We start from the raw sequence: 20,558 nt of genomic DNA, 5'->3' as shown, positions 1-20,558 counted from the left end.
CGCAATCTTCTAATTTGCCCGCATGGGGCCTCAGGACATCAGCAAGCTGATTGTCCGGACTTCGATGAAGGACCGGGCTGCGTTCGATCTGCTGTACAAGCAGACCAGCGGGAAACTTTTCGGCGTCTGCCTTCGTGTATTGAGGGACAGGGCAGATGCGGAAGAAGCGCTGCAGGAGGTCTTCGTCAAGATCTGGACCAAGGCCGACCGTTTCGCGGTTTCCGATCTGAGCCCGATTTCCTGGCTGGTGGCCATTGCGCGCAACCATTCGATCGATCGCATCAGGGCGCGGCGCAGTCCTTCTGCCAACATCGACGCGGCCCTCGACGTCGCCGATCCGACGCCGGGACCTGAGGCCTTGGCGGTCGCGGGCGGCGAGACCGAACGCATCTACCATTGTCTCGACGAACTGGAGAAAGACCGGGCGGCGGCCGTCCGGGGCGCCTACCTCAACGGCGAAAGCTATGCCGAACTGGCGGAGCGCCACAAGGTTCCGCTGAACACGATGCGGACCTGGCTGCGGCGAAGCCTGCTCAAACTTAGAGAATGTCTGGAAAGATGACGCTGGCGGAAGACAACGGACCGGAACGCGGAGGCGACGACCTGATAGCAGCCGAATACGTTCTCGGCGTTCTGGCCGCCGACGAACGCCAGATCGCATCGCGCCGCATCGACACCGAGACCGCGTTTGCCCGCCTGGTCGATGCCTGGGAGGCCCGCTTCGCGCCGATGGCGGCCGCCTATGCCGCGGTCGAGCCTCCGGCGTCGGTGAAGGCCGCGATCGATCGTCGGCTCTTTGCCTCGGCAGCCACGTCCGCCGAACCCGGCTCCGGCCTGTGGGCCAGCCTTGCCTTCTGGCGCGGCCTCGCCGCCGCCGCGATTGCCGCCTTGGCCATCTACATCGCCGTGCCCTACGTCAATCCGCCGGTGCCGCAGCCCGAGACCAGGCTGGTCGCTTCGCTCGCCGCCGACAACAGCAACGTCAAATACCTAGCCGTCTACGACGCCGCCCGTCACGAGGTCGGCCTCTCGCTCGTTTCCGGCGAGCGCGGCTCCGGCAAGGACTTCGAATTGTGGATGATCGAGGGCAAGAACGCGCCGGTTTCGATGGGTGTCATCCCTGCCGGCCAGACCGCGCGCATGACGGTTACGCCGGCGGTCCAGCAGAAGCTGGCGCAGGGCGCGGTGCTTGCCGTCAGCCTCGAGCCGACCGGCGGATCGCCGACGGGTCAGCCGACGGGCCCCGTCGTTGCCGCGGGTGACCTGAAAGGCATCTGACCGCTTCAAAGATTGGCAGAAGTCTATATGCCGATCATATGTCGGAATAGGCGACTTCAAGCGCTCATTGGCCGGAATGGAAAAGTTCGACCTGGCGCGCAAAAAATCTTCGGCGTTGGCGAAACTAAGTTTTTCATAGCCCGTATTTCCTCACGTTCCCACGAAGGGGAAAAACAACCCGAGGAGACTGACAACATGCGTAAGATCGCCACCCTTTTGCTTGCCTCAACGATCGGCCTGTCCGCGCTCGGCGCCGTTGCCTACGCCGCCAATCCGATGGTCGGCGGCGCGCCGATGTATGCCAAGAAGAACATCATCGAGAATGCCGTCAATTCGAAGGACCACACCACGCTGGTCGCCGCCGTCAAGGCCGCGGGCCTCGTCGACACGCTGCAGGGCGCCGGTCCCTTCACCGTCTTCGCGCCGACCAACGAGGCCTTCGCGGCGCTGCCGGCCGGCACGGTCGAGACGCTGCTCAAGCCCGAGAACAAGGACAAGCTGACCAAGATCCTCACCTGCCACGTCATTGCCGCCAAGGCGATGGCCGCCGACGTCGCCAAGATGGCCAAGGCCGATGGCGGCGCCCACAAGGTCAAGACCGCCGGCGGCTGCGAACTGACGCTGAAGTCGGAGAAGGGCAAGGTCAGCGTGACCGACGAGAACGGCAATGTCGCCCATGTCACCATCGCCGACGTGCGCCAGTCGAACGGCGTCATCCACGTCATCGACAAGGTTCTGTTGCCGAAGATGTAACGAAAGGCCTGCTGTCGACGAACAGGCAGTAGTTCCTTCTGACCGGTCGCGTGGCTTTGTCTGTGTGTTCCGCGATCGGCAAGCGTCCGCTCCGCGCCGTGGCTTCGTCATCGAAGCTCGGTGCGGAGCGACCGCAAAGAGGGGCGTCAGCGGCCTTTTGATTTCCCGTGAGCCGCTGGATCTGGCAAATAGGAGAAATGCTGATGAACCGTCGCGACTTTCTTTGGAGCGGCGCGGCCGCGACCGCCTTGGCGCTCGGAACCGGAGTGGCGTTGCGCACGGGCGGACCGAAGCCTGCGCTTGCCGCCGAGACCTTCGAGGTCGTCAAGACCGACGCCGAATGGCATGCCATCCTGTCGGACGCCGCCTTCGACGTGCTGCGCAGGGAGGGCACCGAATATCCAGGCACCAGCCCGCTTCTCAACGAGCACCGCAAGGGAATTTTCGCCTGTGCCGGCTGCGACCTGCCGGTCTATCCGTCGGAAACGAAGTTCGATTCCGGCACCGGCTGGCCGAGCTTCTGGCAGGAGATTCCCAACGCCATCGGCAAGACCGAGGACCGCTCGCTCGGCATGACCCGCACCGAGGTGCATTGCCGCCGCTGCGGCGGTCATCTCGGCCACGTCTTCGACGACGGCCCGCCGCCCACCGGCCTGCGCCATTGCATCAACGGTGTGGCGCTGAGCTTCAAGCCGGCCGCCGCCTGACGCAGATCTCTTAAAAAGACATGACCCCGGAAATCGTCGCCGATTTCCGGGGTCACACGTTGAGGACGCCAGGCGGGGGTTCCGGCTCCTCAATGGCCTCCGCCGCCACCGCCGCCCTGATCGGCAGGCTTGTTGATGAACAGCACGAACAGTCCGAGCGTGGCGAACAGCGCGGTCAGCATGAAGAAGACGTCCATGAAGGACAGCAGCGCCGCCTGCTGATGCACCATGCCCGACAGCTTCGAGATCGCGGCGCTGGTGGCGTCGAGACCCGCGGTCTGCTCGAAGTTCAGCGTCATGTTCTGCAGTTTGGTCTGGGCCGCCTCGCTGCCCCACTCGACATGCTCGGAGAGCCTTGCGTAGTGGAAGGCGTTGCGGTCGATCAGCACCGTGTTGATGATGGCCAGGCCGACCGCGCCGCCGAGGTTGCGGGTCAGGTTGAACAGGCCGGACGCATTCTTCAGCCGTTCCGGCGGCAACGTGCCGAGCGCGATGTTGTTGATCGGCACCATGCACAGCATCATCGAGCAGCCGCGCAGGATCTGCGGGACGAGCAGCTCGTAGAAATCCCAGTCGGCGGTCAGGTGGGTCATCCACCAGGTGCCGGTGGCGAAGCCGAAGAAGCCGATCATCATCATCAGCCTGAGGTCCATCTTGCGCGACAGGATGCCGGAGATGGGCGCGGTGAAGAACATCGCCAGGCCGCTGACGAACAGCGCCTCGCCGATCATCATCGAATCGTAGCCGCGGATGCGACCCAGGAACACCGGATAAAGGTAGGTGAGCCCGTAGAGGCCGATGCCGATGACGAAGGAGAACATCGAGCCGAAGGCGAAGTTGACATTGCTGAAGGCGCGAAGGTCGACGATCGGCTCCTCGGCGGTGAACACGCGCCAGAAGAACACGGCCGCGCCGATGGTCATGATGATGGCGCAGATGAACACCGCCTGGTCCTGCAGCCAGTCGTTGTTCGGGCCTTCCTCCAGCACATATTCCATGCAGCCGAGGAAGGCGGCCATGCCGATGAGGCCCCACCAGTCGAACTTCGAGAACAGCTTGAGGTTGGGCTTGTCGAAATCGATCAGCGACCAGGCGGCCGTCGTCACCAGGATACCCGGCACGACATTGACCAGGAACAGCCAGTGCCAGGACATGGCATGGCTGATATAGCCGCCGACCGTCGGTCCGATGGTCGGCGCCAGCGTCGCCACCAGGCCGATCATCGGCGAGACGACGGCGCGCCGCGACGGGGGGAAGATGGTGAAGGCGGCCGCGAACACGCTCGGGATCATGCCGCCGCCGATAAAGCCCTGGATGGCGCGGTAGACGATCATCTGGTCGATGTTGGTGGCGGTCGCGGCAAGTGCGCTTGCCGCGGTGAAGCCGGCGGCGGCGATCGTGAACAGCACGCGCGTCGACAGCATCCGGCTGAGGAAGCCCGACAGCGGGATCATCACCACTTCGGCGATCAGGTAGGCGGTCTGCACCCACGGGATCTCGTCTGAGCTGGCGCTGAGGCCCGCCTGGATCTCGGCCAGCGATGCCGAGACGATCTGGATGTCGAGGATCGCCATGAACATGCCGAACACCATCGCCAGGAAGGCGATGACGCGGCGCACCGGCATATGGTCCGCGGGCGCGGCGGCGGCCGGCGGTGCCGGCATGGACCCTGCGGTGATGGTTGCGGTTGCCATGGCATGGCCTCCCTAGAGCAATTCCAGGAAAAGTGCGTGGCGGCTTTCCGTCCGGAATTGCGTCAAAACAAATACTTGGCAAGCCGGGCGACTCAGCGCTCAGTAGCCACTGAGCCGCCCCCAAACTGCCTAGTTCGTCGTCGCGGCGGGCGCGGTACGGCTGTCGGCGGCGACGATGACGCTCAAGCCGGCGCGCAGCTTGCCGGTCTTCAGCACGTCGGCCGGCACGTCGATGCGCACGGGCACGCGCTGCACGACCTTGGTGAAGTTGCCGGTGGCGTTTTCCGGCGGCAGCAGCGAGAACACAGCGCCTGAGGCGGGCGCCAGCGACGAAACCGTGCCCTCGAAGGTCTGGCCGTCGATGGCGTCGACCGTGATATGGACCTTCTCGCCGGGCAGCAGACGGCCGAGCTGCGTCTCCTTGAAGTTGCCGACGATGTAGAGCTTGTCCATCGGCACGACGACGGCGAGCTTCTGGCCGGGGCTGACGAGGTCACCCTGCTCGACCGACCGGTTGCCGACGACGCCGTCATAGGGCGCCTTGAGCACGGTGAAGGAAAGGTCGCGCTGGGCCTTGTCGCGGGTGAGCTGCAGCGAAGCGAGCGTGCTCGCCGATTCCGCGCGCTGCGCTTCCAGCACGCCGATATTGGCCTGCGCCGCGGTGATCTGCGCGTCGGCGCCGGCAAGTGCTGCCTTCGCCTGGTCGAGCGCCGTCTGGGCGTCGTCGAGCTGCGCCTGCGTGCCGACATGGGTCTTGAGAAGCTGCGCAGCGCGATCCTGCGCGCGCGCCGCATTGTCGGCGGCGGCCTGGTCGGCGACCTTCTGCGCCTCGGCCTGCGCTAGCGAGGCTTGGGCCGCCTTGGTCTGCGCGTCGATGCGGTCGAGCGTCTTCGCCAGCGTGGCGATCTGCGCCTCGGCCTGGGCAACGGCTATTTTGTAGTCGCCGTCGTCGATGACGAACAGCGGATCGCCGGCCTTGACCTTCTGATTCTCGCTGACCAGGACCTTATCCACGTAACCGGAGATTTTTGGCGACACGAACGACATGTCGGCCTGGACATAGGCGTCGTCGGTGGAGATCATGAACCGGCCGCTGGTCCAGTAGTTGTAACCATACCAGGAACCGGCGCCGAGCAGGCCGAGCCCGATGATCGGCAGAAGCAGCGAACGCAGGGAGCGCTTCTTCTTGGCCGGCGCCTCGACGGGCGCGACGGTAGCGGGCTGGACAGGCACTTCCGGGGCCTCGGTCGACGGCTGGACCTTGGCGTTGGGAAACGTACGGACTTCGGCGGTGGCGGGCGCGTTCGAGGACATGGTAATCTCTCTGAGTAAGTCAGTCAGACTGAACCGTTCGGTTCGAATTGGCGATTGACATAGCGCGTAAAGAGGCCCATATCAAGTGCAAATCGAACCGCTTGGTTCGAAATATTTCGTGAGGTGTGACTTTAATGGTCGAAACGACAGCGGATAGCGATCTGCTCGACCTGCGCAAAGGCCGTCCGGCGGCAGGGCAGGATCCGGTCAAGCGGGCCCAGATCATCGAAGGCGCGCGCCGCGTCTTCATAGACAAGGGTTTCGAGGCCGCGTCGATGAACGACATCACGCGCGAGGCCGGCGTGTCGAAGGGCACGATCTACGTCTATTTCGCCAACAAGGAAGAGCTGTTCGAGGCCCTCATCGAGGAAGAGCGCGGCACCATCTTCAAGAACATGTATGAGGTGCTCGACCATTTCGACGACCTGCGCAAGACGCTGGTGAAGTTCGGCACGGTGCTGTCAGCCAAGATCACCTCGGCCAAGGTCATCCAGGCGCAGCGCACGGTGGTTGGCGCCTCCGACAGGATTCCCGAGCTCGGCGCCCGCTTCTACGAGCGTGGGCCGAAGCGCGGCCACGACAAGGTCATGGTCTTCCTCAACGAAGCCGTCGAACGCGGCCTCCTGAAGATCGACGATGTCGACCTGGCCGCCTATCAGTTCACCGAGCTGTGCCTCGCCGGTCTCTTCCGCCAGTGCATCTTCTCCTATCGCACCAAGGCGCCGAGCCAGGCCGAGATCGAGCATGTCGTCCGCTCCGGCGTGAACGTCTTCCTGAAGGCCTACGGCACCGAGAAGCTTGCGGCCGAGGAGCGGGCGTCGGAATCGGCCTGACCTTCCCTCGGGCGCGGTTCCCAGGTGGATCGCGACGCGCGGCAGAGTGCCGCAACGCCGGCGGGTCATGACCGGCCCACGCTGTTTCGACACCCTTCCTTCCAGCTCAACTCGACCGTCGACCAGCATCTTCGCGGAGCCGTTCGGAAGAGCTTGTTAACCATCGGTTCCTATGTCTCGGGACACGTTTGTTCGACGAATCTCGAGTGTGACATCCATGCGTTTTTCCCGAGCCACTCCTTCCGGCGCTTCCGCCTACGGCAACGACGATCATAGCCGTCCGGAGGACGCGCGTGATTATGCAGCGGCCGTGCCGCCGCAAGGGCGAACGGGACAGGTCGTCACGCTGCGGGCCCCTGCTGGCGGCGAATCGAACACCGTCCCGCTCGATCCGGCTGGCGGCGGCGAGTTCGGCCATCCGGCCTGGCAGCGATATTTCTTCCTCGCGCCCAATGTGCGTTTCACGCGAACGCCGGATTCCGACAAGCGGCCTGCGCCGCAGCCGGATGACGAAGCGCCGGCCAAGGTGGCGGCCCCGCGTGATTCCATCCGCCCGGCGCCACCGGCCCCCCAGCCGGCCAATCCGGCCCGGGCAATTCCCGCCTCCACTGACCCGGCCAGACCGCCGCAAGCCATCGCCGCACCGCCGCTGGCGGTAGCCACTCCGGCGCAACAGCCGCAGCCGCCGAAATTCCGCTGGTCCTATCTTTCCGACGATGCGTTCTTCGAGTTCAGCATGCCCTTGCTCGCCGAGCGCCTGGCGCGGGCACGCCTGAACGATCCGTCTCGGCCCGCCGTCGCACCCGCGCCGGCGTTGCAGCCGAGCCAATCCCGCCCTGCCTCCATGGGCGAGGCAACGTCGTTCTACCGCGTCATCGAATGGCGCTCGAATGGTCCGGCCGAAGGCCCTGGCTCGGTGACGGTGCCGGCAGGAGCGCCCGCCGTCCGGCCCGCTCCGGTGGAGATCGAACAGCGAGCGCCCGAGGCCGCCGCCACCGCGCCTGTTTCCGATGCAAGGAGCGCCCGTACCACGAGGTCCGCGCCGTCCCTGCCTGTCGCCGGCAAGGTCGTGCCGCCGGCGGCCTCGGCCGGCTACGCGCTTCCTTCCGAGGACCTGCTGCAGACGCCGCCGGAAGGCCAGGGTTTCTACATGTCGCAGGAGCGGATGGAGCAGAACGCCGACCTGCTCGAGAGTGTGCTGGAGGATTTCGGCGTCAAGGGCGAGATCATCCATGTTCGACCGGGTCCGGTCGTCACCCTCTACGAGTTCGAGCCGGCGCCGGGCGTGAAATCCAGCCGCGTCATCGGGCTGGCCGACGACATCGCCCGCTCTATGTCGGCCATCTCGGCGCGCGTCGCCGTCGTGCCGGGCCGCAACGTCATCGGCATCGAGCTGCCCAACGAAACCCGTGAGACGGTCTATTTCCGCGAGCTGATCGAATCGCCCGGCTTCCGCCACACGTCCTGCAAGCTGGCGCTCGGCCTCGGCAAGACGATCGGCGGCGAGCCGGTCATCGCTGAATTGGCCAAGATGCCCCACCTTCTGGTCGCGGGCACCACCGGCTCCGGCAAGTCGGTCGCCATCAACACCATGATTCTGTCGCTGCTCTACCGGATGAAGCCGGAAGAATGCCGCCTGATCATGGTCGATCCCAAGATGCTGGAACTGTCCGTCTATGACGGCATCCCGCATCTGCTCACGCCCGTCGTCACCGATTCCAAGAAGGCGGTCACGGCGCTGAAATGGGCGGTGCGCGAGATGGAGGAGCGCTACCGCAAGATGGCGCGCCTTAGCGTGCGCAACATCGACGGCTACAACCAGCGCGCTGCAAGCGCCCGCGACAAGGGCGAGGTCGTGGTCATGCAGGTGCAGACGGGCTTCGAGAAGGGCACGGGCGAGCCACTGTTCGAGGAGCAGGAGATCGACCTCGCGCCGATGCCCTACATCGTCATCATCGTCGACGAGATGGCCGACCTGATGATGGTGGCCGGCAAGGAGATCGAAGGCGCGATCCAGCGGCTGGCGCAGATGGCCCGCGCCGCCGGCATCCACCTGATCATGGCCACGCAGCGCCCGTCGGTCGACGTCATTACCGGCACCATCAAGGCCAATTTCCCCACCCGTATCTCCTTCCAGGTGACGTCCAAGATCGACAGCCGCACCATCCTTGGCGAGCAGGGCGCCGAGCAGCTGCTCGGCCAGGGCGACATGCTGCACATGGCCGGCGGCGGGCGCATTGCGCGCGTGCATGGCCCCTTCGTCTCAGACCTCGAGGTCGAGCACGTCGTGGCCCATCTGAAGGCGCAAGGGCGTCCGGAATATCTCGATACGGTCACCGCCGACGAGGAGGAGGAAGAAGAGGCGGCCGACACCGGTCCGGTCTTCGACAAGGGCTCGATCGACGCTGAGGATGGCGACGCGCTCTACGAAGAGGCCGTCAAAGTGGTCAAGCGCGACAAGAAATGCTCGACCTCCTACATCCAGCGCCGCCTCGGCATCGGCTACAACCGTGCCGCCTCGCTCGTCGAACGCATGGAGAAGGAGGGCCTGGTCGGCACTCCCAACCATGTAGGCAAGCGTGAGATCCTCGCCGGCCGCCGGGACCACACGCCGGAACGCGACGAGACGGACTGAGGTGGATCGGGCAGGCGGGGCGACAGCCCTGCCTGCGGAGTCGGTTCCGACGCGCCTCGCGAGGCTGCTTCAGCCGCCGTTCGCCACCAGCGTGATCGCCGCGCGCAGCTCGTCGAGCCCGGCGGCCTTCTCCGACGACGTCGCCAGAACCGCCGGAAACGCCGCCGGCCGCTTCTTGATCTTGCCCAGCGTCTCCTCGATCAGCCTCGGCACGCCGGCGGCTTTGATCTTGTCGGTCTTGGTCAGCACGACCTGGTAGGAGACCGCCGCCTTGTCGAGCAGCGACAGCACCTCCTCGTCCTTGGCCTTGATGCCGTGGCGGGCGTCGATCAGCACATAGACGCGCTTCAGCGTGACCCGGCCCTGCAGATATTCGAAGATCAGCTTCGTCCAGGCGTCGACCTTGTCCTTCGGCGCGCTGGCGTAGCCGTAGCCCGGCATGTCGACCAGCGCCATCGGCGGCAGGTCGGCGCCCTCGCCGGAGAACCCGTCCGGCACGAAATAGTTGAGCTCCTGCGTGCGTCCCGGCGTGTTCGAGGTGCGCGCCAGGCCCTTCTGGCCGACCAGCGCATTGATCAGCGACGATTTGCCGACATTGGAGCGGCCGGCAAAGGCGATCTCCGGCGGCCCTTCCGGCGGCAGGAACTTCATCGACGGCACGCCGCGGATGAAGATCCACGCCCGGGTGAACAGCTCCGGACTTATCGCGGTTTCGCTTGTGGTTCTGTCCGGCGTGTTCAAACCGCGGCCTCCAGCCTCGAAATGTCGGCGCCGCGGATGGCGTCGAGGTTGCGGCTGATCTTGTCGACCGGCCAGTCCCACCAAGCCGCCTTCAAAAGCCGCCGCACCGTGAACTCGTCGAAGCGCATCTTCACCACCTTGGCCGCGTTGCCGGCGACGATCGCATAGGGCGGCACGTCGTGCGTGACAACCGATTTCGCCGCGACGATGGCGCCATGGCCGATCCTCACGCCGGGCATGATCACCGCGTCCATGCCGATCCAGATGTCATTGCCGACGATCGTGTCGCCGCGAATCTCCTTCGACCAGGTCTGCGGGTCGAACCCTTCCTCCCAGCCATGGCCGAAGATGTTGAACGGATAGGTCGAGAAGCCGGACATCGCGTGGTTGGCGCCGTTCATGATGAAGCGCGCGCCCTCGGCGATGGCGCAGAATTTGCCGATGATCAGTCTGTCGCCGATGAAGGGATAGTGGTGCAGCACGCATTTCTCGGCAAATTTGTCGGGACCGTCGGGATCGTCGTAATAGGTGAAGTCGCCGATCTCGATATTCGGCGCATTGACCAGCCCCTTCAGGAAGCCGACGCGCGGATGCATCGCTATGGGATGCTTGAGGTTGGGGTTGGGTCCGGTCATGGGCTGCTCCGTCCGCCTTGCAGCGACAGCGGAGCTTATATGGGCATGCGGCTGTGCGGTCTACCCGCGCAACCAGGATCCCGCGAGGCAGCGCGGGACCCCGATCTGCCGCACGACCTCCCAAACACCGGCGGCGCTGCGCCGGAAGCCGTCACGGCGTTATGGGCAGGATTGTAAGAATCCACGAGGAATGCGCTGCCTGAGTTTCAGGCGACAACGAAAAACCCCGGGCAAGCCCGGGGTTCTCGTTCTCGGTGACATGATGCCGGCTACTCTGCCGGTGATGGTTTCTTGCGGAACATCGCCGCCAGATTGTCCCACAATTCGATCTTGGCGCCCTGGCGCTTCATGATCACGCCTTGCTGCAGGATCGAAAGCAGGTTGTTCCAGGCCCAGTAGATGACGAGGCCGGCCGGGAAGCTGCCCATCATGAAGGTGAAGATCACCGGCATCCAGGTGAACACCGCGGCCTGCGTCGGGTCCGGCGGCGCCGGGTTCATGCGCATCTGCAGGAACATGGTGATGCCCATCACCACCGCCCAGGCGCCCAGATGCGGCAGGAAAGCCGGCGGCGCGAAAGGCAGCAGGCCGAACAGGTTGAACACCGAGGTCGGATCGGGCGCCGCAAGGTCGTGGATCCAGCCGAAGAACGGCGCATGCCGCATCTCGATGGTGATGTAGAGCACCTTGTAGAGCGAGAAGAAGACCGGAATCTGCAGCGCCACCGGCCAGCAGCCGGCCAGCGGATTGATCTTCTCGGTCTTGTAGAGCTCCATCATCGCCTGCTGCTGCTTCATCTTGTCGTCCGCGTATTTCTCGCGGATCTCCAGCATCTTCGGCTGCACCTTCTTCATGTTCGCCATCGAAGCGTAGGACTTGTTGGCCAAAGGGAAGAAGATGGCCTTGACGATGACGGTGGTGGCCAGGATCGCCAGCCCGAAATTGCCGAAGAATTTGTAGAGCGTGTCGATCAGCCAGAACATCGGCTTGGTGATGAAATAGAACCAGCCCCAGTCGATCAGCAGGTCGAACTGGCGGATTTGCCTGTCCTTGGCATAGGCGTTGATCGTCGAGACTTCCTTCGCGCCGGCGAATATCTCCGACTCGATCGTGGTCGACTGCCCGGGGCCGACGCTGATGGCATCCGACAGGAAGTCGGACTGATAGCTGTGCGAGTGGGGGCCGTCCTTGAACTCGAAATAGGAGTACTTCGGCTGGAAGGGCTGCTTCTCGGTCGGGATAAGGGTCACCGCCCAGTATTTGTCGGTGATGCCGAGCCAGCCGTCGGTCGACTTGCCGGGCTTGTACTCCTTCTCCTTTTCGATCGAGGCGTATTTGTATTCCTCCAGCCCCTCCGTGCCGGTGACACCGATCAGGCCCTCATGCAGCACGTAGGTGCTGGCGACGGCCGGCTTGTCGAAGCGGGTGACGCGGCCGTAGTTGAACAGCGAGACGGCGGCGGTTCCCGAATTCTGCACCGTGTCGGACACCGTGAACATGTAGTCGTTGTCGACCGAGACGGTGCGCTTGAAGGTCAGGCCCTTGTCGTTGGTAAAGGTCAGCGTCACCGGCGACGACGGCGTCAGCGTCGGACTGCCCTCTACGCTCCACACCGTGTCCGCGCCCGGCACCTTACCGGTCGCGTCATTGCCGACGAAGCCGATTTCAGCGAAATAGCCATTGGGCAGCGACGACGGGTTGAGCAGCTCGATCTTGGGCGAGTTCTTGTCGACGGTCTCGGTGTAGTGCTTGAGCTTCAGGTCGTCGAGGCGCGCGCCGGTGAGGTTGATCGAGCCCTCGAGGCTCGGCGTGTCGATCTTGACGCGCTTGGTCGCCGCAATGGCCTGGTCGCGGCTGGCCGCCGTCACCGCTTCACCGCCGGGCGCGCCGGGCACGCTGCCGGCCGCCGGCGCCGGCGCCGGCGTTCCGGCCGCGCCTGAATTGGCGGTGCCGCCCGCTTCCTTCTTCTGCGCTTCGGCGCGCTGCTGCTCGATGCGGGCCTGCTCGCGCTGCTGCTCCATGCGTGGGTTCATGTAGAACACCTGCCACAGCGTCAGGATCAGCACCGACAGTGCGATGGTGATGAAGAAATTGCGGTTGTTTTCCATCGAAAGCCTTGGCCTATCGTGTGCCGCGCAGCCGGCGGGAGAGCTCGGCCTTCAACTGGCCGAACGGAATGGCAAGCACGTCTTCGCGCCCGACGATGACATAGTCATTGCCGAGCGCCATGTCATCGGCGGCATGCGTGCGTACGGCTTCTCTCAGCCGCCGCCGGACGCGGTTGCGCACCACGGCGTTGCCGACCTTCTTGGTGACGGTGTAGCCGACGCGCGGCGAAAGGTCGTCGCCTCGGTCGAGAACTTCAACGAGAAAAAGCCGCCCGCGGCGCTTTTCGCCGCCGCGCACAGCCAGGAAATCCGCGCGTTTCAGAAGCCGCCCGGGAGTTTGTCCCTTTGGCTTACCGGTTGCGGGCAACGATCTCGTCTTTCGTTCAGGCGCTGAGCCGCTTGCGGCCGCGGTTGCGGCGTGCGGCGACGACGCCGCGACCACCCTTGGTGGCCATGCGGGCACGGAAACCGTGCCGGCGCTTGCGGACGAGTTTGGACGGTTGGTAGGTACGCTTCATTTGTTTTAATACCGCGGCGTGCGGCCCTTCTTGATTCTGTCACTGTGTAACAGGAGCTTTGCCGGGCCGGTTTTAGGCGCGATCGAAACCGCGCCGGGACGGATGGCCCGAGCGTGAGCGGGCTTATAGAAAGAAGGTTTTTGGAAGTCAATCCGGCCCGTCCCCGGCGTTTTTTCGCGGGGCCAGGGACGAAATTGGCAAAAAAGCCGCAAATCGCATAACCTTGGCCGATCAAGCCTTCGTGAAGACCGCGTCATGACGAGTGAAGTCCTGTCCACGGAAGATAAGGCACGCCCGGCGGCGGTGAGCGCGCCGCGCCGGGTGCCGCTGTCGCGCGGCCTGTCGACCAAGCTTCTGCTTCTGACCATCGTCTTCGTGCTGCTCGCCGAAATCCTGATCTTCCTGCCCTGGATCGCCAGCTACCGGGTGAACTGGCTGAAGGAGCGTCTGAGCACCGCCGCTGCGGTCTCGATCGTCTTGCTGCAGGGTGAGCCGAACTCGCTGTCGCATGCCGCCCAGAACGACGTGCTGATGGCGATCGGCGCCAAGGCGATCGCGGTGCGCGACGGCGGCGTCTCGCGGCTGCTGGTCGTGGCCGACATGCCGCCGAAGGTCGACGAGCATGTCGATATCGCCAATGTCGGCCTGGTCAACGGCATGACCGGCGCGCTGGAGACGCTGTTCGCCGGCGGCAACCGCATGCTGCGCGTCTTCGGTCCGGTCGGCGACAGCGACAAGGAGTTCGAGCTGATCATGCCGGACCGCAGCCTGCACAATGCGATGCTTCGCTATTCGCGCAACGTCGCCGTCGTCTCGCTGCTGATCTCGCTGTTCACAGCCATGCTCGTCTATGCGGCGATCGACCTGATCATGATCGGCCCGATCCGCACCATGACGCGCTCGATCCTGTCCTTCTCCGAAGCGCCCGACGACCCCGGCCGCATAATCTGTCCGACCGAGCGCGCCGACGAGATCGGGGTGGCCGAGCGCGAACTGGCGCAGATGCAGGATCGGCTGCAGAAGATGCTCTCCGAGCAGAAGCACCTCGCCGACCTCGGGCTCGCGGTGTCGAAGATCAACCACGACATGCGCAACATCCTGGCTTCCGCGCAGCTCATGTCGGACCGCCTGCGCCAGGTGAAGGACCCGACCGTGCAGTCCTTCGCGCCCAAGCTTCTGCGCGCGCTCGACCGCGCCGTCGCCTATTCGGAAGGTGTGCTTGCCTATGGCCGCACGCAGGAGCCGGCGCCGTCGCGCCGCCGCCTCAGGCTGCGCCAGCTGGTCGACGACGTGCACGGCCTGCTCGACATCGAGGAAGGCATCGAGTTCATCAACGCCGTCGACCTCACCTTCGAGGTCGACGCCGATTCCGACCAGCTGTTCCGCGTGCTCACCAATCTGTGCCGCAATTCGGTGCAGGCGATGGCGGCCGATACCGAGAGCGCGGTGGTGCGCCGGCTCGCCGTCTCGGCCGAGCGGCTTGGCAGCGTCAGCCGCATCACCGTCACCGACACCGGTCCGGGTCTGCCGCCCAAGGCGCGCGAGAACCTGTTCGCCGCCTTCCGCGGCTCGGCGCGCAGTGGCGGCACCGGCCTTGGCCTGGCGATCGCCCATGAGCTGATCCGCGCCCATGGCGGCACGGTGGAGCTGGTCGAATCGATCGGCGGCCGCACCGTCTTCGCCGTCACCATCCCCGACCAGCCGGTGCGGCTCGACCAGGCGCGCGGAAGCTTGCGCCGCCCTGCCTAGGTGCGCAGGTCCCAGAAACGACATTCCTTCGAGATTGCTTGGGGTCGAGAGCCGCTCCATGCGCCTGGCGATATGCCTGCGACAAAACTTTTGCCGGATCGGCTTGCTTTTCCGAAATTCAGTCGTTAGGGAACACTTCCACATCGCGACCGGCCGTGTCGACCGGATTGCGAGGCTTGTGTCATGCACGGCCTGTTGCGCGCCCGTAGCTCAGCTGGATAGAGCACCAGACTACGAATCTGGGGGTCAGGAGTTCGAATCTCTTCGGGCGCGCCAATTCACTGTCGACGTGTTCGACACGCCATTGTTTCTCAGCCATTTGACAGCCCATCGATTGCTCCGCCGAGCAGCTTGATATTGAGTCGGCCGCCCGTGAACAGCATGTCGTCCACGGCCTCGGCAAGATCCTTGGAGGTCACGACCTTACCGTCGCCGCGCATGATGCTGGTTTGCGCGGTACGGCGCATAAGCTCCTTGATGAAGGCCGCGCTGACACCCTTGGTGCGTGTCACGGCCTCGGCCACGATCTTGTCGGAAAGCTTTAGCCCGCCGCCATAGAGGCGCACCAGCTTCTCCCGGCAGTCGTCGTCCGGCAGCGGCACCTCAATGGCTTGGTCGATGCGTCCCGGACGCCCTGTGAGCGCGCCTTCAAGCTGCTCGGGCCGGTTGGTGGTCAGGACGAATAGGATATCGGCATTGTCCTTCAATCCGTCCATCTCGTTGAGCAGCGTGTTGAGGAGGGACTCTTCGCAACCGCCCATGTTCTCGCGGTCGCGGGCAATTAGGTCCACATCCTCGATCACGACGGTTGCCGGCTGCAGCAGGCGCGCCAGGGTCATGTATTGCGACAATATACCCATCTGGCCGGCCGTTATGATCAGCGTCGTATGTCCAGGGAGATTGGCGGCGAGGTAGCGGATGGTGTGCGTCTTGCCGGTGCCCGGCGGGCCGTAGAGCAATATGCCCTTGCGCGTCGACTGCCCAAGCCGCCTCAGTGCGTCCCGGGTCTCGATGAAGCGGATCACGTTGCGGTCGAGAAGCTTCAGGGTCCGCTCCGGCAGGATGATCGCGTCGCGCGATACCTGCGGCAAGCGATGGACCATCACGCCTTTCGCTCGGCCCTGATAGTCATCTTCCGTTTCGAGGGAGAGAACCTTGCCGCGGTAGGAACGCGCGTCATGGATTGCAGCCTCCAATTCCAGAAAGCAGCGGTTCACCAGCGCCACCCCGGCCTCGCCGGCCGGCACGGCGATCTCGACGCAAGTTCCGGCCTCGCGGCCGTACTCGCGGTGAAAAGACAGCACGACCGCGTAGGGCAGGTCTCCGTCCCGATTCAGCCATAGACCATTGTTGAGGCACTTGATCGGCTCACTTTCGCCGATATCGACGTCCTGGTACTGCGCCGCCGAGATGGTGACGGCGTACTGCCCGTCCTTCGTCAACGCGGCATAGGTCAGGGTCTCATAGCGGTGCTGCTCGTAGAGGCCGAAGAAACGGAGAGGCGAGGCCGAGAACAATTTGTCGAGCGCCACCTGCACATCGGCGCGCATATGACCGGGAAACTGGCGGGACGTTGCGATGATCTCGTCATGCGCCAGTCCGCCGAAATGCCAAGCGATTGCCTCGTGGGCATATTTGAACTTTCTGTCGCGCGAGGCCTGTGTCGGATGGCCCGAGGCGGTCGCGTCCTCCGTTCCGCCCGGAGCGGTAGTGATGCGAAGTGGGTGGCCAGCCGCTTTGATGCGTTGCTTTGCCGTGTCCAGCATGGCTTTCGCAACGGCCGAAGGATAGCTGCCGCACACCGCCTTTCCCTGCTGCGACACCGTCGCGGTCAAGGTCTCGGCCTCCGTCTCCGATCGGCCAAAGACCGAGCGGATGAGATTGACGACAAACGGCCACGGAGTCTGGTCGTCGTTGTGAACGACAAGTTGTAATGTTTCGGCGGATGTGTCGCGCACTGTAAAGGCTCACTTCCCAGAGCTGCTGCGGGCCGACAATATCTGCGCCATATTGCATGAATTGTTAACGACTCAACGGTCCGGCGGCCCCCTGGGAAGGGCCAATCGTTGACTCGGGCACTCAAGCCGCCGGACCTGCTGAGCGGGCGGCGTTCTCATGCCCGCTGTCGGCCCAAAGCAGTATTCGGGCGGCAAGCCAGCGATCGATGTCGACCGCCGGCTGCCAAGTTGGCAACCCTCTTCTAGGCAGCTTCACACACCTTCCGGCCAGCCCGCGGACAAGGTGAAGAAATCAAAGTCCGCGTGAATTTCGTGTGGTGCTGGCATGGTGCCATCTGGCGCGAGGGCGAGAATGAGCCAACTGCCGGGCAACCGCCGAAAGGATCGGGAACCACCGCTTCACCCAGGAGCGCCGGATGTCGTATGGTTGGGAGGAGGTTCCCCATGCAGACCCGCCCGTTTCCGTTCGCTCCGGATGCCCGCTCCCCCGCTGGAGCGGAGGTGCGTCACCTGATCGAAGGCGAGACCGGCGGCATGATCCACTCCACCGTTCCACCAGGTCAGGTGAATCGGGCCACCGTCCACGCCACGGTGAGCGAGTTCTGGCACATTCTCTCGGGCGAGGGGCAGATATGGCGGCGCGACGGTACTGGTGAGGAGACGACCGTTCTGACGGCTGGCGTATCCATCGACATTCCGGTCGGGACCGCATTCCAGTATCGCTGCACCGGTGCCGAACCGCTCAAGTTCCTCTGCATCACTATGCCGCGCTGGCCCAGTGACAAGGAGGCGACGGTCATTGAAGGCCCCTGGGCGCCGACTGCTCCCGAAGGTTGATCACAGGCGTCACCACGCCAGGAGGCTGCGGCTTGTGGTGGTCTGGGCTACACTTGGATGCTTCGACCTTCTGACTTCAGGGCGCGCCATTCCCTTCCAAATTGTCCTGCAACCGCCATTTCCCGCGCCATCGAGCGTGCTGGCGGCGCGCCTGGTCGCCTACCTGGATGGAACCGCCATCGCCCTCGACGCCGGGAACCTTCGGATTGGGGATGTCGGTCCAGGCCAGCCCGCGTCGCACGCCGGTATCCATGAAATGGCGTCTGCATCGGCGGCCTCGACAAGGACCTCGCCCGGGCCAACAGGCCCGGGCAACTCGACAAAGTTCAATCACGGTCTGCCTTGCGCGGTCATCACGACCGCTTTCATTGTGATGCCTTCGTAGCAGCCTTCTCGATCAGCCGCGCCACGGGTTCAGGGTGCGACACCATCACCACATGCGAGGCGCCCTTGATGACCACGGTATCCCGTGAGTGGGCCCGAGCAGCCATGAATGCCAAGGCCTCGGCCGGTATGTTCTTGTCGCCGTCTCCGTAGATGAACCAGCTCGGAACCTTCTTCCACGCCGCTTCAGTTTGGATTTCGTTCAGCGCGGCTTCCTCAATGGGCCTCTGCGCCGCGGCCATAAGCCTGGCTTCGGCTTCGGGGACGTCGGCGGCGAACTGCTCGTGGAACTTGTCCTGCCGGATGTAGAGGTCCTTCCCACCGCTTGACAGGGTGACCGGCGGCGCGAGGGTCGGACCGAGGGAGCTGCCGGGAAATTTGCCGGCGAGTTGCGCGGCTGTTTCGCCCGCATCCGGCGCGAAGGCCGCGACATAGACCAGCGCCTTGACGGTCGCATGGCCGTCGGCCGCTTCGCTGATGACCGAACCGCCGTAGGAATGCCCAACGAGGACGACAGGCGATTTGATAGAGCCAAGGATGTCGGCGACGTAGCCGGCGTCATTTTTCACGCCACGCAACGGATTGGCGACAGCCACGACGGGATAGCCATCCTTCTCCAGGATTTTGACGACACCGTTCCAGCTCGACGAATCCGCGAACGCGCCGTGAACCAGGACGATGGTGGGTTTGTCGGCCTGCGCGTACGCATTGCCGAAAAAGGCGCTGGCGATCGCCAAGGCTGCAAGCAGTGTTTTCATCTGAATGTCCTTCATGAGTGTTTTCGTCGGAATGTGTTCATGGTTCGACTACGGCGCAAGCCGCGTGAAGACATAATCGTGACCCTGAACGCGCGCCTCATGGCAAGCGAAGCAGGTCTGGTGCTGAGCTTCATCGACCGGCTTGCCGTCGACGAACCTGCCGAAGCCCCATCCGCCCGTAGCCGTGTATTTCTTCGAGTCCTTGACCATGACCTGGACTGTCGTCGCCGCGCCGGGAACGGAAGCGGGTTCGAATTCGGCCGATTGCGCCCGTTTCCACGCGAGCTTGACGAGGACAGTGCCGTCCGGAAACGGCAGCCTGCCAGCCTGATATGCTTCGATCGCAACCCTGTTCGCGACGACTGCGCGAAGCTCGTTCAGCGGGTCCGCTTCGAGTGCCGGCGCGACCAGTTCCCACCCGCGGTAGCCGTCGGGGATCGTCACGCCGTAGATCGGCGAGGCGTTCGTCGCGTCCGAACCCGCGCCGGCTTCGAGCGTAGCGCCCGCGGTTGCGACCAATGTCGCCGCCAGCCCGGCCAATGCGAGACCAAGGCGTCCCATCGCAATGCTCCTTCTCTCGAGAGGCTAGAACCGGTCGACGTCGATGACTGCCTGGGCGAAGGCCTGGGGCGCCTCCTGCGGCAGGTTGTGCCCGATGCCGCCCGTGATCAGCCGGTGCTCATACTTGCCGGAGAATCTCTTGGCGTAGACGCTGGGGTCCGGATGCGGCGCGCCATTGGCGTCGCCCTCCATGGTGATCGTCGGCACGCCGATCGCCGGAACCGTGGCGAGCTTCTTTTCCAGGTCGTCATATCTGGGTTCGCCTGCGGCCAGGCCGAGGCGCCACCGGTAATTGTGGATGACGATGTCGACATGGTCCGGATTGGCGAAGGCTGCCGCGCTGCGCGCGAAAGTGGCGTCGTCGAACTTCCATTGCGGGGACGCGAGCCGCCAGATCAGCCTGGCGAAGTCGTCCGTGTTTTTCGCGTAGCCTGCACGGCCGCGCTCGGTAGCGAAATAGAACTGGTACCACCATTGCAGCTCGGCCTGCGGTGGTAGCGGCGCCATGTTGGCCGCCTGGCTGCCGATCAGATATCCGCTGACGGACACCATGGCCTTGCAGCGCTCCGGCCACAGAGCGGCGACGATGTTGGCGGTCCGCGCCCCCCAGTCGTAGCCCGCGACGACCGCCGTCTGGATGCCGAGGGCATCCATCAAGGCGATGATGTCGACGGCGAGCGCCGCCTGCTGGCCGTTTCGCACGGTGGCGTCCGACAGGAAGCGCGTCGTGCCGTAGCCGCGCAGAAAGGGCATGATCACACGGTATCCTGCGGCCGCAAGCAACGGCGCGACATCGACATAGCTGTAGATGTCATAGGGCCAGCCGTGCAAAAGGATGACCGGGGGACCGCCTGCAGGGCCGTCCTCGGCATATCCGATGTTCAGCAGGCCCGCGTTGATCTGCTTCAGCGAGGCGAACGAGGTCCTGGGCTGTCTGGTGCCGGAGGCGGTGGCGTCCGTCCGGCCGCCTTGCGCGCTCGCACCATTGATCGCGCCGAGTTGCGCAGCCGCGAAGGTCGCGGCGGCGATGCCGAACAGCCGCCGGCGGGAATGGTCGATTTCTTCCGGAGTTCTGATTGCGTTCATTGGGTAAGC

The 20,558-nt window shown here is 64.4% G+C and carries 20 protein-coding genes and 1 tRNA gene; 9 read left to right on the top strand and 12 right to left on the bottom strand.

Annotated elements, in window-relative coordinates; genetic code table 11:
• Positions 1–22 precede the first annotated feature (22 nt).
• From EN853_RS09565 to msrB, 4 genes are all read left to right on the top strand, one after another.
• Positions 23–562 carry a sigma-70 family RNA polymerase sigma factor gene (locus tag EN853_RS09565; protein WP_127859345.1) on the top strand — a complete coding sequence of 180 codons (540 nt, stop codon included), beginning with the start codon at positions 23–25 and terminating at the stop codon, positions 560–562.
• Entirely contained in the window at positions 559–1,278 is a 720-nt protein-coding gene (locus EN853_RS09560) for an anti-sigma factor (protein WP_127859346.1), read from the top strand. Before EN853_RS09565 ends, EN853_RS09560 begins: the two co-directional genes overlap by 4 nt.
• A gap of 195 nt (positions 1,279–1,473) precedes the next feature.
• Positions 1,474–2,031, top strand: a complete 558-nt coding sequence (locus EN853_RS09555) for a fasciclin domain-containing protein (protein ID WP_127859347.1) — start codon at positions 1,474–1,476, stop codon at positions 2,029–2,031.
• 203 nt (positions 2,032–2,234) lie between these two features.
• Complete coding sequence (gene msrB, locus EN853_RS09550) at positions 2,235–2,738, top strand: peptide-methionine (R)-S-oxide reductase MsrB (RefSeq protein ID WP_127859348.1); 504 nt, start codon at positions 2,235–2,237, stop codon at positions 2,736–2,738.
• 89 nt (positions 2,739–2,827) lie between these two features.
• On the opposite strand, the gene EN853_RS09545 is transcribed toward msrB, so the two are convergent.
• Together EN853_RS09545 and EN853_RS09540 are read right to left on the bottom strand one after the other, a co-directional pair.
• Positions 2,828–4,402, bottom strand: coding sequence for a DHA2 family efflux MFS transporter permease subunit (locus EN853_RS09545; protein ID WP_245516897.1), 1,575 nt, complete (start codon positions 4,400–4,402; stop codon positions 2,828–2,830).
• 159 nt (positions 4,403–4,561) lie between these two features.
• On the bottom strand, positions 4,562–5,746 hold the full coding sequence (locus tag EN853_RS09540; RefSeq protein ID WP_127859350.1) for an HlyD family secretion protein: 1,185 nt from the start codon (positions 5,744–5,746) through the stop codon (positions 4,562–4,564).
• 134 nt (positions 5,747–5,880) lie between these two features.
• On the opposite strand from EN853_RS09540, the gene EN853_RS09535 reads away from it, so the two are divergent.
• Positions 5,881–6,579, top strand: coding sequence for a TetR/AcrR family transcriptional regulator (locus EN853_RS09535; RefSeq protein WP_127859351.1), 699 nt, complete (start codon positions 5,881–5,883; stop codon positions 6,577–6,579).
• 217 nt (positions 6,580–6,796) lie between these two features.
• On the top strand, positions 6,797–9,214 hold the full coding sequence (locus EN853_RS09530) for a DNA translocase FtsK (RefSeq protein WP_127859352.1): 2,418 nt from the start codon (positions 6,797–6,799) through the stop codon (positions 9,212–9,214).
• A gap of 69 nt (positions 9,215–9,283) precedes the next feature.
• Here EN853_RS09530 and yihA read toward each other — a convergent pair whose 3' ends face one another.
• The 5 genes from yihA to rpmH form a co-directional block, all read right to left on the bottom strand.
• Complete coding sequence (gene yihA, locus EN853_RS09525; protein WP_281061497.1) at positions 9,284–9,955, bottom strand: ribosome biogenesis GTP-binding protein YihA/YsxC; 672 nt, start codon at positions 9,953–9,955, stop codon at positions 9,284–9,286.
• Positions 9,952–10,590 carry a CatB-related O-acetyltransferase gene (locus tag EN853_RS09520; RefSeq protein ID WP_127859353.1) on the bottom strand — a complete coding sequence of 213 codons (639 nt, stop codon included), beginning with the start codon at positions 10,588–10,590 and terminating at the stop codon, positions 9,952–9,954. The genes yihA and EN853_RS09520 overlap by 4 nt, the downstream gene beginning before the upstream one ends.
• Before the next feature lie 269 nt (positions 10,591–10,859).
• A complete protein-coding gene (gene yidC / locus EN853_RS09515; protein ID WP_127859354.1) occupies positions 10,860–12,698 on the bottom strand; it encodes a membrane protein insertase YidC in 1,839 nt (612 codons plus the stop codon).
• Positions 12,699–12,711: 13 nt separating this feature from the next.
• Positions 12,712–13,065 (bottom strand): ribonuclease P protein component, encoded by a 354-nt coding sequence (gene rnpA, locus EN853_RS09510; protein ID WP_127859355.1) that lies wholly within the window; start codon positions 13,063–13,065, stop codon positions 12,712–12,714.
• A gap of 16 nt (positions 13,066–13,081) precedes the next feature.
• Positions 13,082–13,216: a 50S ribosomal protein L34 gene (gene rpmH / locus EN853_RS09505; RefSeq protein ID WP_008833937.1), complete on the bottom strand. Its 135-nt coding sequence runs from the start codon at positions 13,214–13,216 to the stop codon at positions 13,082–13,084.
• Positions 13,217–13,471: 255 nt separating this feature from the next.
• Between rpmH and EN853_RS09500 the strand changes: the two genes are divergently transcribed.
• Together EN853_RS09500 and EN853_RS09495 are read left to right on the top strand one after the other, a co-directional pair.
• Positions 13,472–14,965 carry a HAMP domain-containing sensor histidine kinase gene (locus EN853_RS09500; protein WP_127859356.1) on the top strand — a complete coding sequence of 498 codons (1,494 nt, stop codon included), beginning with the start codon at positions 13,472–13,474 and terminating at the stop codon, positions 14,963–14,965.
• Positions 14,966–15,164: 199 nt separating this feature from the next.
• Positions 15,165–15,241, top strand: a tRNA-Arg gene (locus tag EN853_RS09495).
• A gap of 35 nt (positions 15,242–15,276) precedes the next feature.
• On the opposite strand, the gene EN853_RS09490 is transcribed toward EN853_RS09495, so the two are convergent.
• Positions 15,277–16,923, bottom strand: a complete 1,647-nt coding sequence (locus tag EN853_RS09490; protein ID WP_127859357.1) for an ATP-dependent Clp protease adaptor ClpS — start codon at positions 16,921–16,923, stop codon at positions 15,277–15,279.
• 444 nt (positions 16,924–17,367) lie between these two features.
• Here EN853_RS09490 and EN853_RS09485 point away from each other — a divergent pair, with 444 nt between their 5' ends.
• A complete protein-coding gene (locus tag EN853_RS09485) occupies positions 17,368–17,760 on the top strand; it encodes a cupin domain-containing protein (protein ID WP_127859358.1) in 393 nt (130 codons plus the stop codon).
• A 76-nt stretch (positions 17,761–17,836) separates the two neighbouring features.
• Here the strand turns inward: EN853_RS09485 and EN853_RS33890 are convergent, their stop codons facing one another.
• From EN853_RS33890 to EN853_RS09470, 4 genes are all read right to left on the bottom strand, one after another.
• Complete coding sequence (locus EN853_RS33890) at positions 17,837–18,013, bottom strand: hypothetical protein (protein ID WP_167524429.1); 177 nt, start codon at positions 18,011–18,013, stop codon at positions 17,837–17,839.
• Between the two features lie 112 nt (positions 18,014–18,125).
• Positions 18,126–18,917 (bottom strand): alpha/beta hydrolase, encoded by a 792-nt coding sequence (locus EN853_RS09480; RefSeq protein WP_245516883.1) that lies wholly within the window; start codon positions 18,915–18,917, stop codon positions 18,126–18,128.
• A 33-nt stretch (positions 18,918–18,950) separates the two neighbouring features.
• Positions 18,951–19,463, bottom strand: coding sequence for a cytochrome P460 family protein (locus tag EN853_RS09475; RefSeq protein ID WP_127859359.1), 513 nt, complete (start codon positions 19,461–19,463; stop codon positions 18,951–18,953).
• A 24-nt stretch (positions 19,464–19,487) separates the two neighbouring features.
• Positions 19,488–20,549 (bottom strand): alpha/beta hydrolase, encoded by a 1,062-nt coding sequence (locus EN853_RS09470; protein ID WP_127859360.1) that lies wholly within the window; start codon positions 20,547–20,549, stop codon positions 19,488–19,490.
• Positions 20,550–20,558: the final 9 nt, after the last annotated feature.

The sequence above is a fragment of the Mesorhizobium sp. M1C.F.Ca.ET.210.01.1.1 genome (assembly GCF_004791585.1).
GTDB lineage: Bacteria > Pseudomonadota > Alphaproteobacteria > Rhizobiales > Rhizobiaceae > Mesorhizobium.
This window is presented reverse-complemented; position numbering and strand designations above follow the sequence as displayed.

Bases quoted from the DNA above. Each gene is read 5' to 3' on its own strand.
- EN853_RS09565 (WP_127859345.1), top strand. From the start codon at position 23: ATGGGGCCTCAGGACATCAGCAAGCTGATTGTCCGGACTTCGATGAAG.
- EN853_RS09560 (WP_127859346.1), top strand. From the start codon at position 559: ATGACGCTGGCGGAAGACAACGGACCGGAACGCGGAGGCGACGACCTG.
- EN853_RS09555 (WP_127859347.1), top strand. From the start codon at position 1,474: ATGCGTAAGATCGCCACCCTTTTGCTTGCCTCAACGATCGGCCTGTCC.
- msrB (WP_127859348.1), top strand. From the start codon at position 2,235: ATGAACCGTCGCGACTTTCTTTGGAGCGGCGCGGCCGCGACCGCCTTG.
- EN853_RS09545 (WP_245516897.1), bottom strand. From the start codon at position 4,402: ATGCCGGCACCGCCGGCCGCCGCCGCGCCCGCGGACCATATGCCGGTG.
- EN853_RS09540 (WP_127859350.1), bottom strand. From the start codon at position 5,746: ATGTCCTCGAACGCGCCCGCCACCGCCGAAGTCCGTACGTTTCCCAAC.
- EN853_RS09535 (WP_127859351.1), top strand. From the start codon at position 5,881: ATGGTCGAAACGACAGCGGATAGCGATCTGCTCGACCTGCGCAAAGGC.
- EN853_RS09530 (WP_127859352.1), top strand. From the start codon at position 6,797: ATGCGTTTTTCCCGAGCCACTCCTTCCGGCGCTTCCGCCTACGGCAAC.
- EN853_RS09520 (WP_127859353.1), bottom strand. From the start codon at position 10,590: ATGACCGGACCCAACCCCAACCTCAAGCATCCCATAGCGATGCATCCG.
- yidC (WP_127859354.1), bottom strand. From the start codon at position 12,698: ATGGAAAACAACCGCAATTTCTTCATCACCATCGCACTGTCGGTGCTG.
- rpmH (WP_008833937.1), bottom strand. From the start codon at position 13,216: ATGAAGCGTACCTACCAACCGTCCAAACTCGTCCGCAAGCGCCGGCAC.
- EN853_RS09500 (WP_127859356.1), top strand. From the start codon at position 13,472: ATGACGAGTGAAGTCCTGTCCACGGAAGATAAGGCACGCCCGGCGGCG.
- EN853_RS09485 (WP_127859358.1), top strand. From the start codon at position 17,368: ATGCAGACCCGCCCGTTTCCGTTCGCTCCGGATGCCCGCTCCCCCGCT.
- EN853_RS33890 (WP_167524429.1), bottom strand. From the start codon at position 18,013: ATGGATACCGGCGTGCGACGCGGGCTGGCCTGGACCGACATCCCCAAT.
- EN853_RS09480 (WP_245516883.1), bottom strand. From the start codon at position 18,917: ATGAAGGACATTCAGATGAAAACACTGCTTGCAGCCTTGGCGATCGCC.
- EN853_RS09475 (WP_127859359.1), bottom strand. From the start codon at position 19,463: ATGGGACGCCTTGGTCTCGCATTGGCCGGGCTGGCGGCGACATTGGTC.
- EN853_RS09470 (WP_127859360.1), bottom strand. From the start codon at position 20,549: ATGAACGCAATCAGAACTCCGGAAGAAATCGACCATTCCCGCCGGCGG.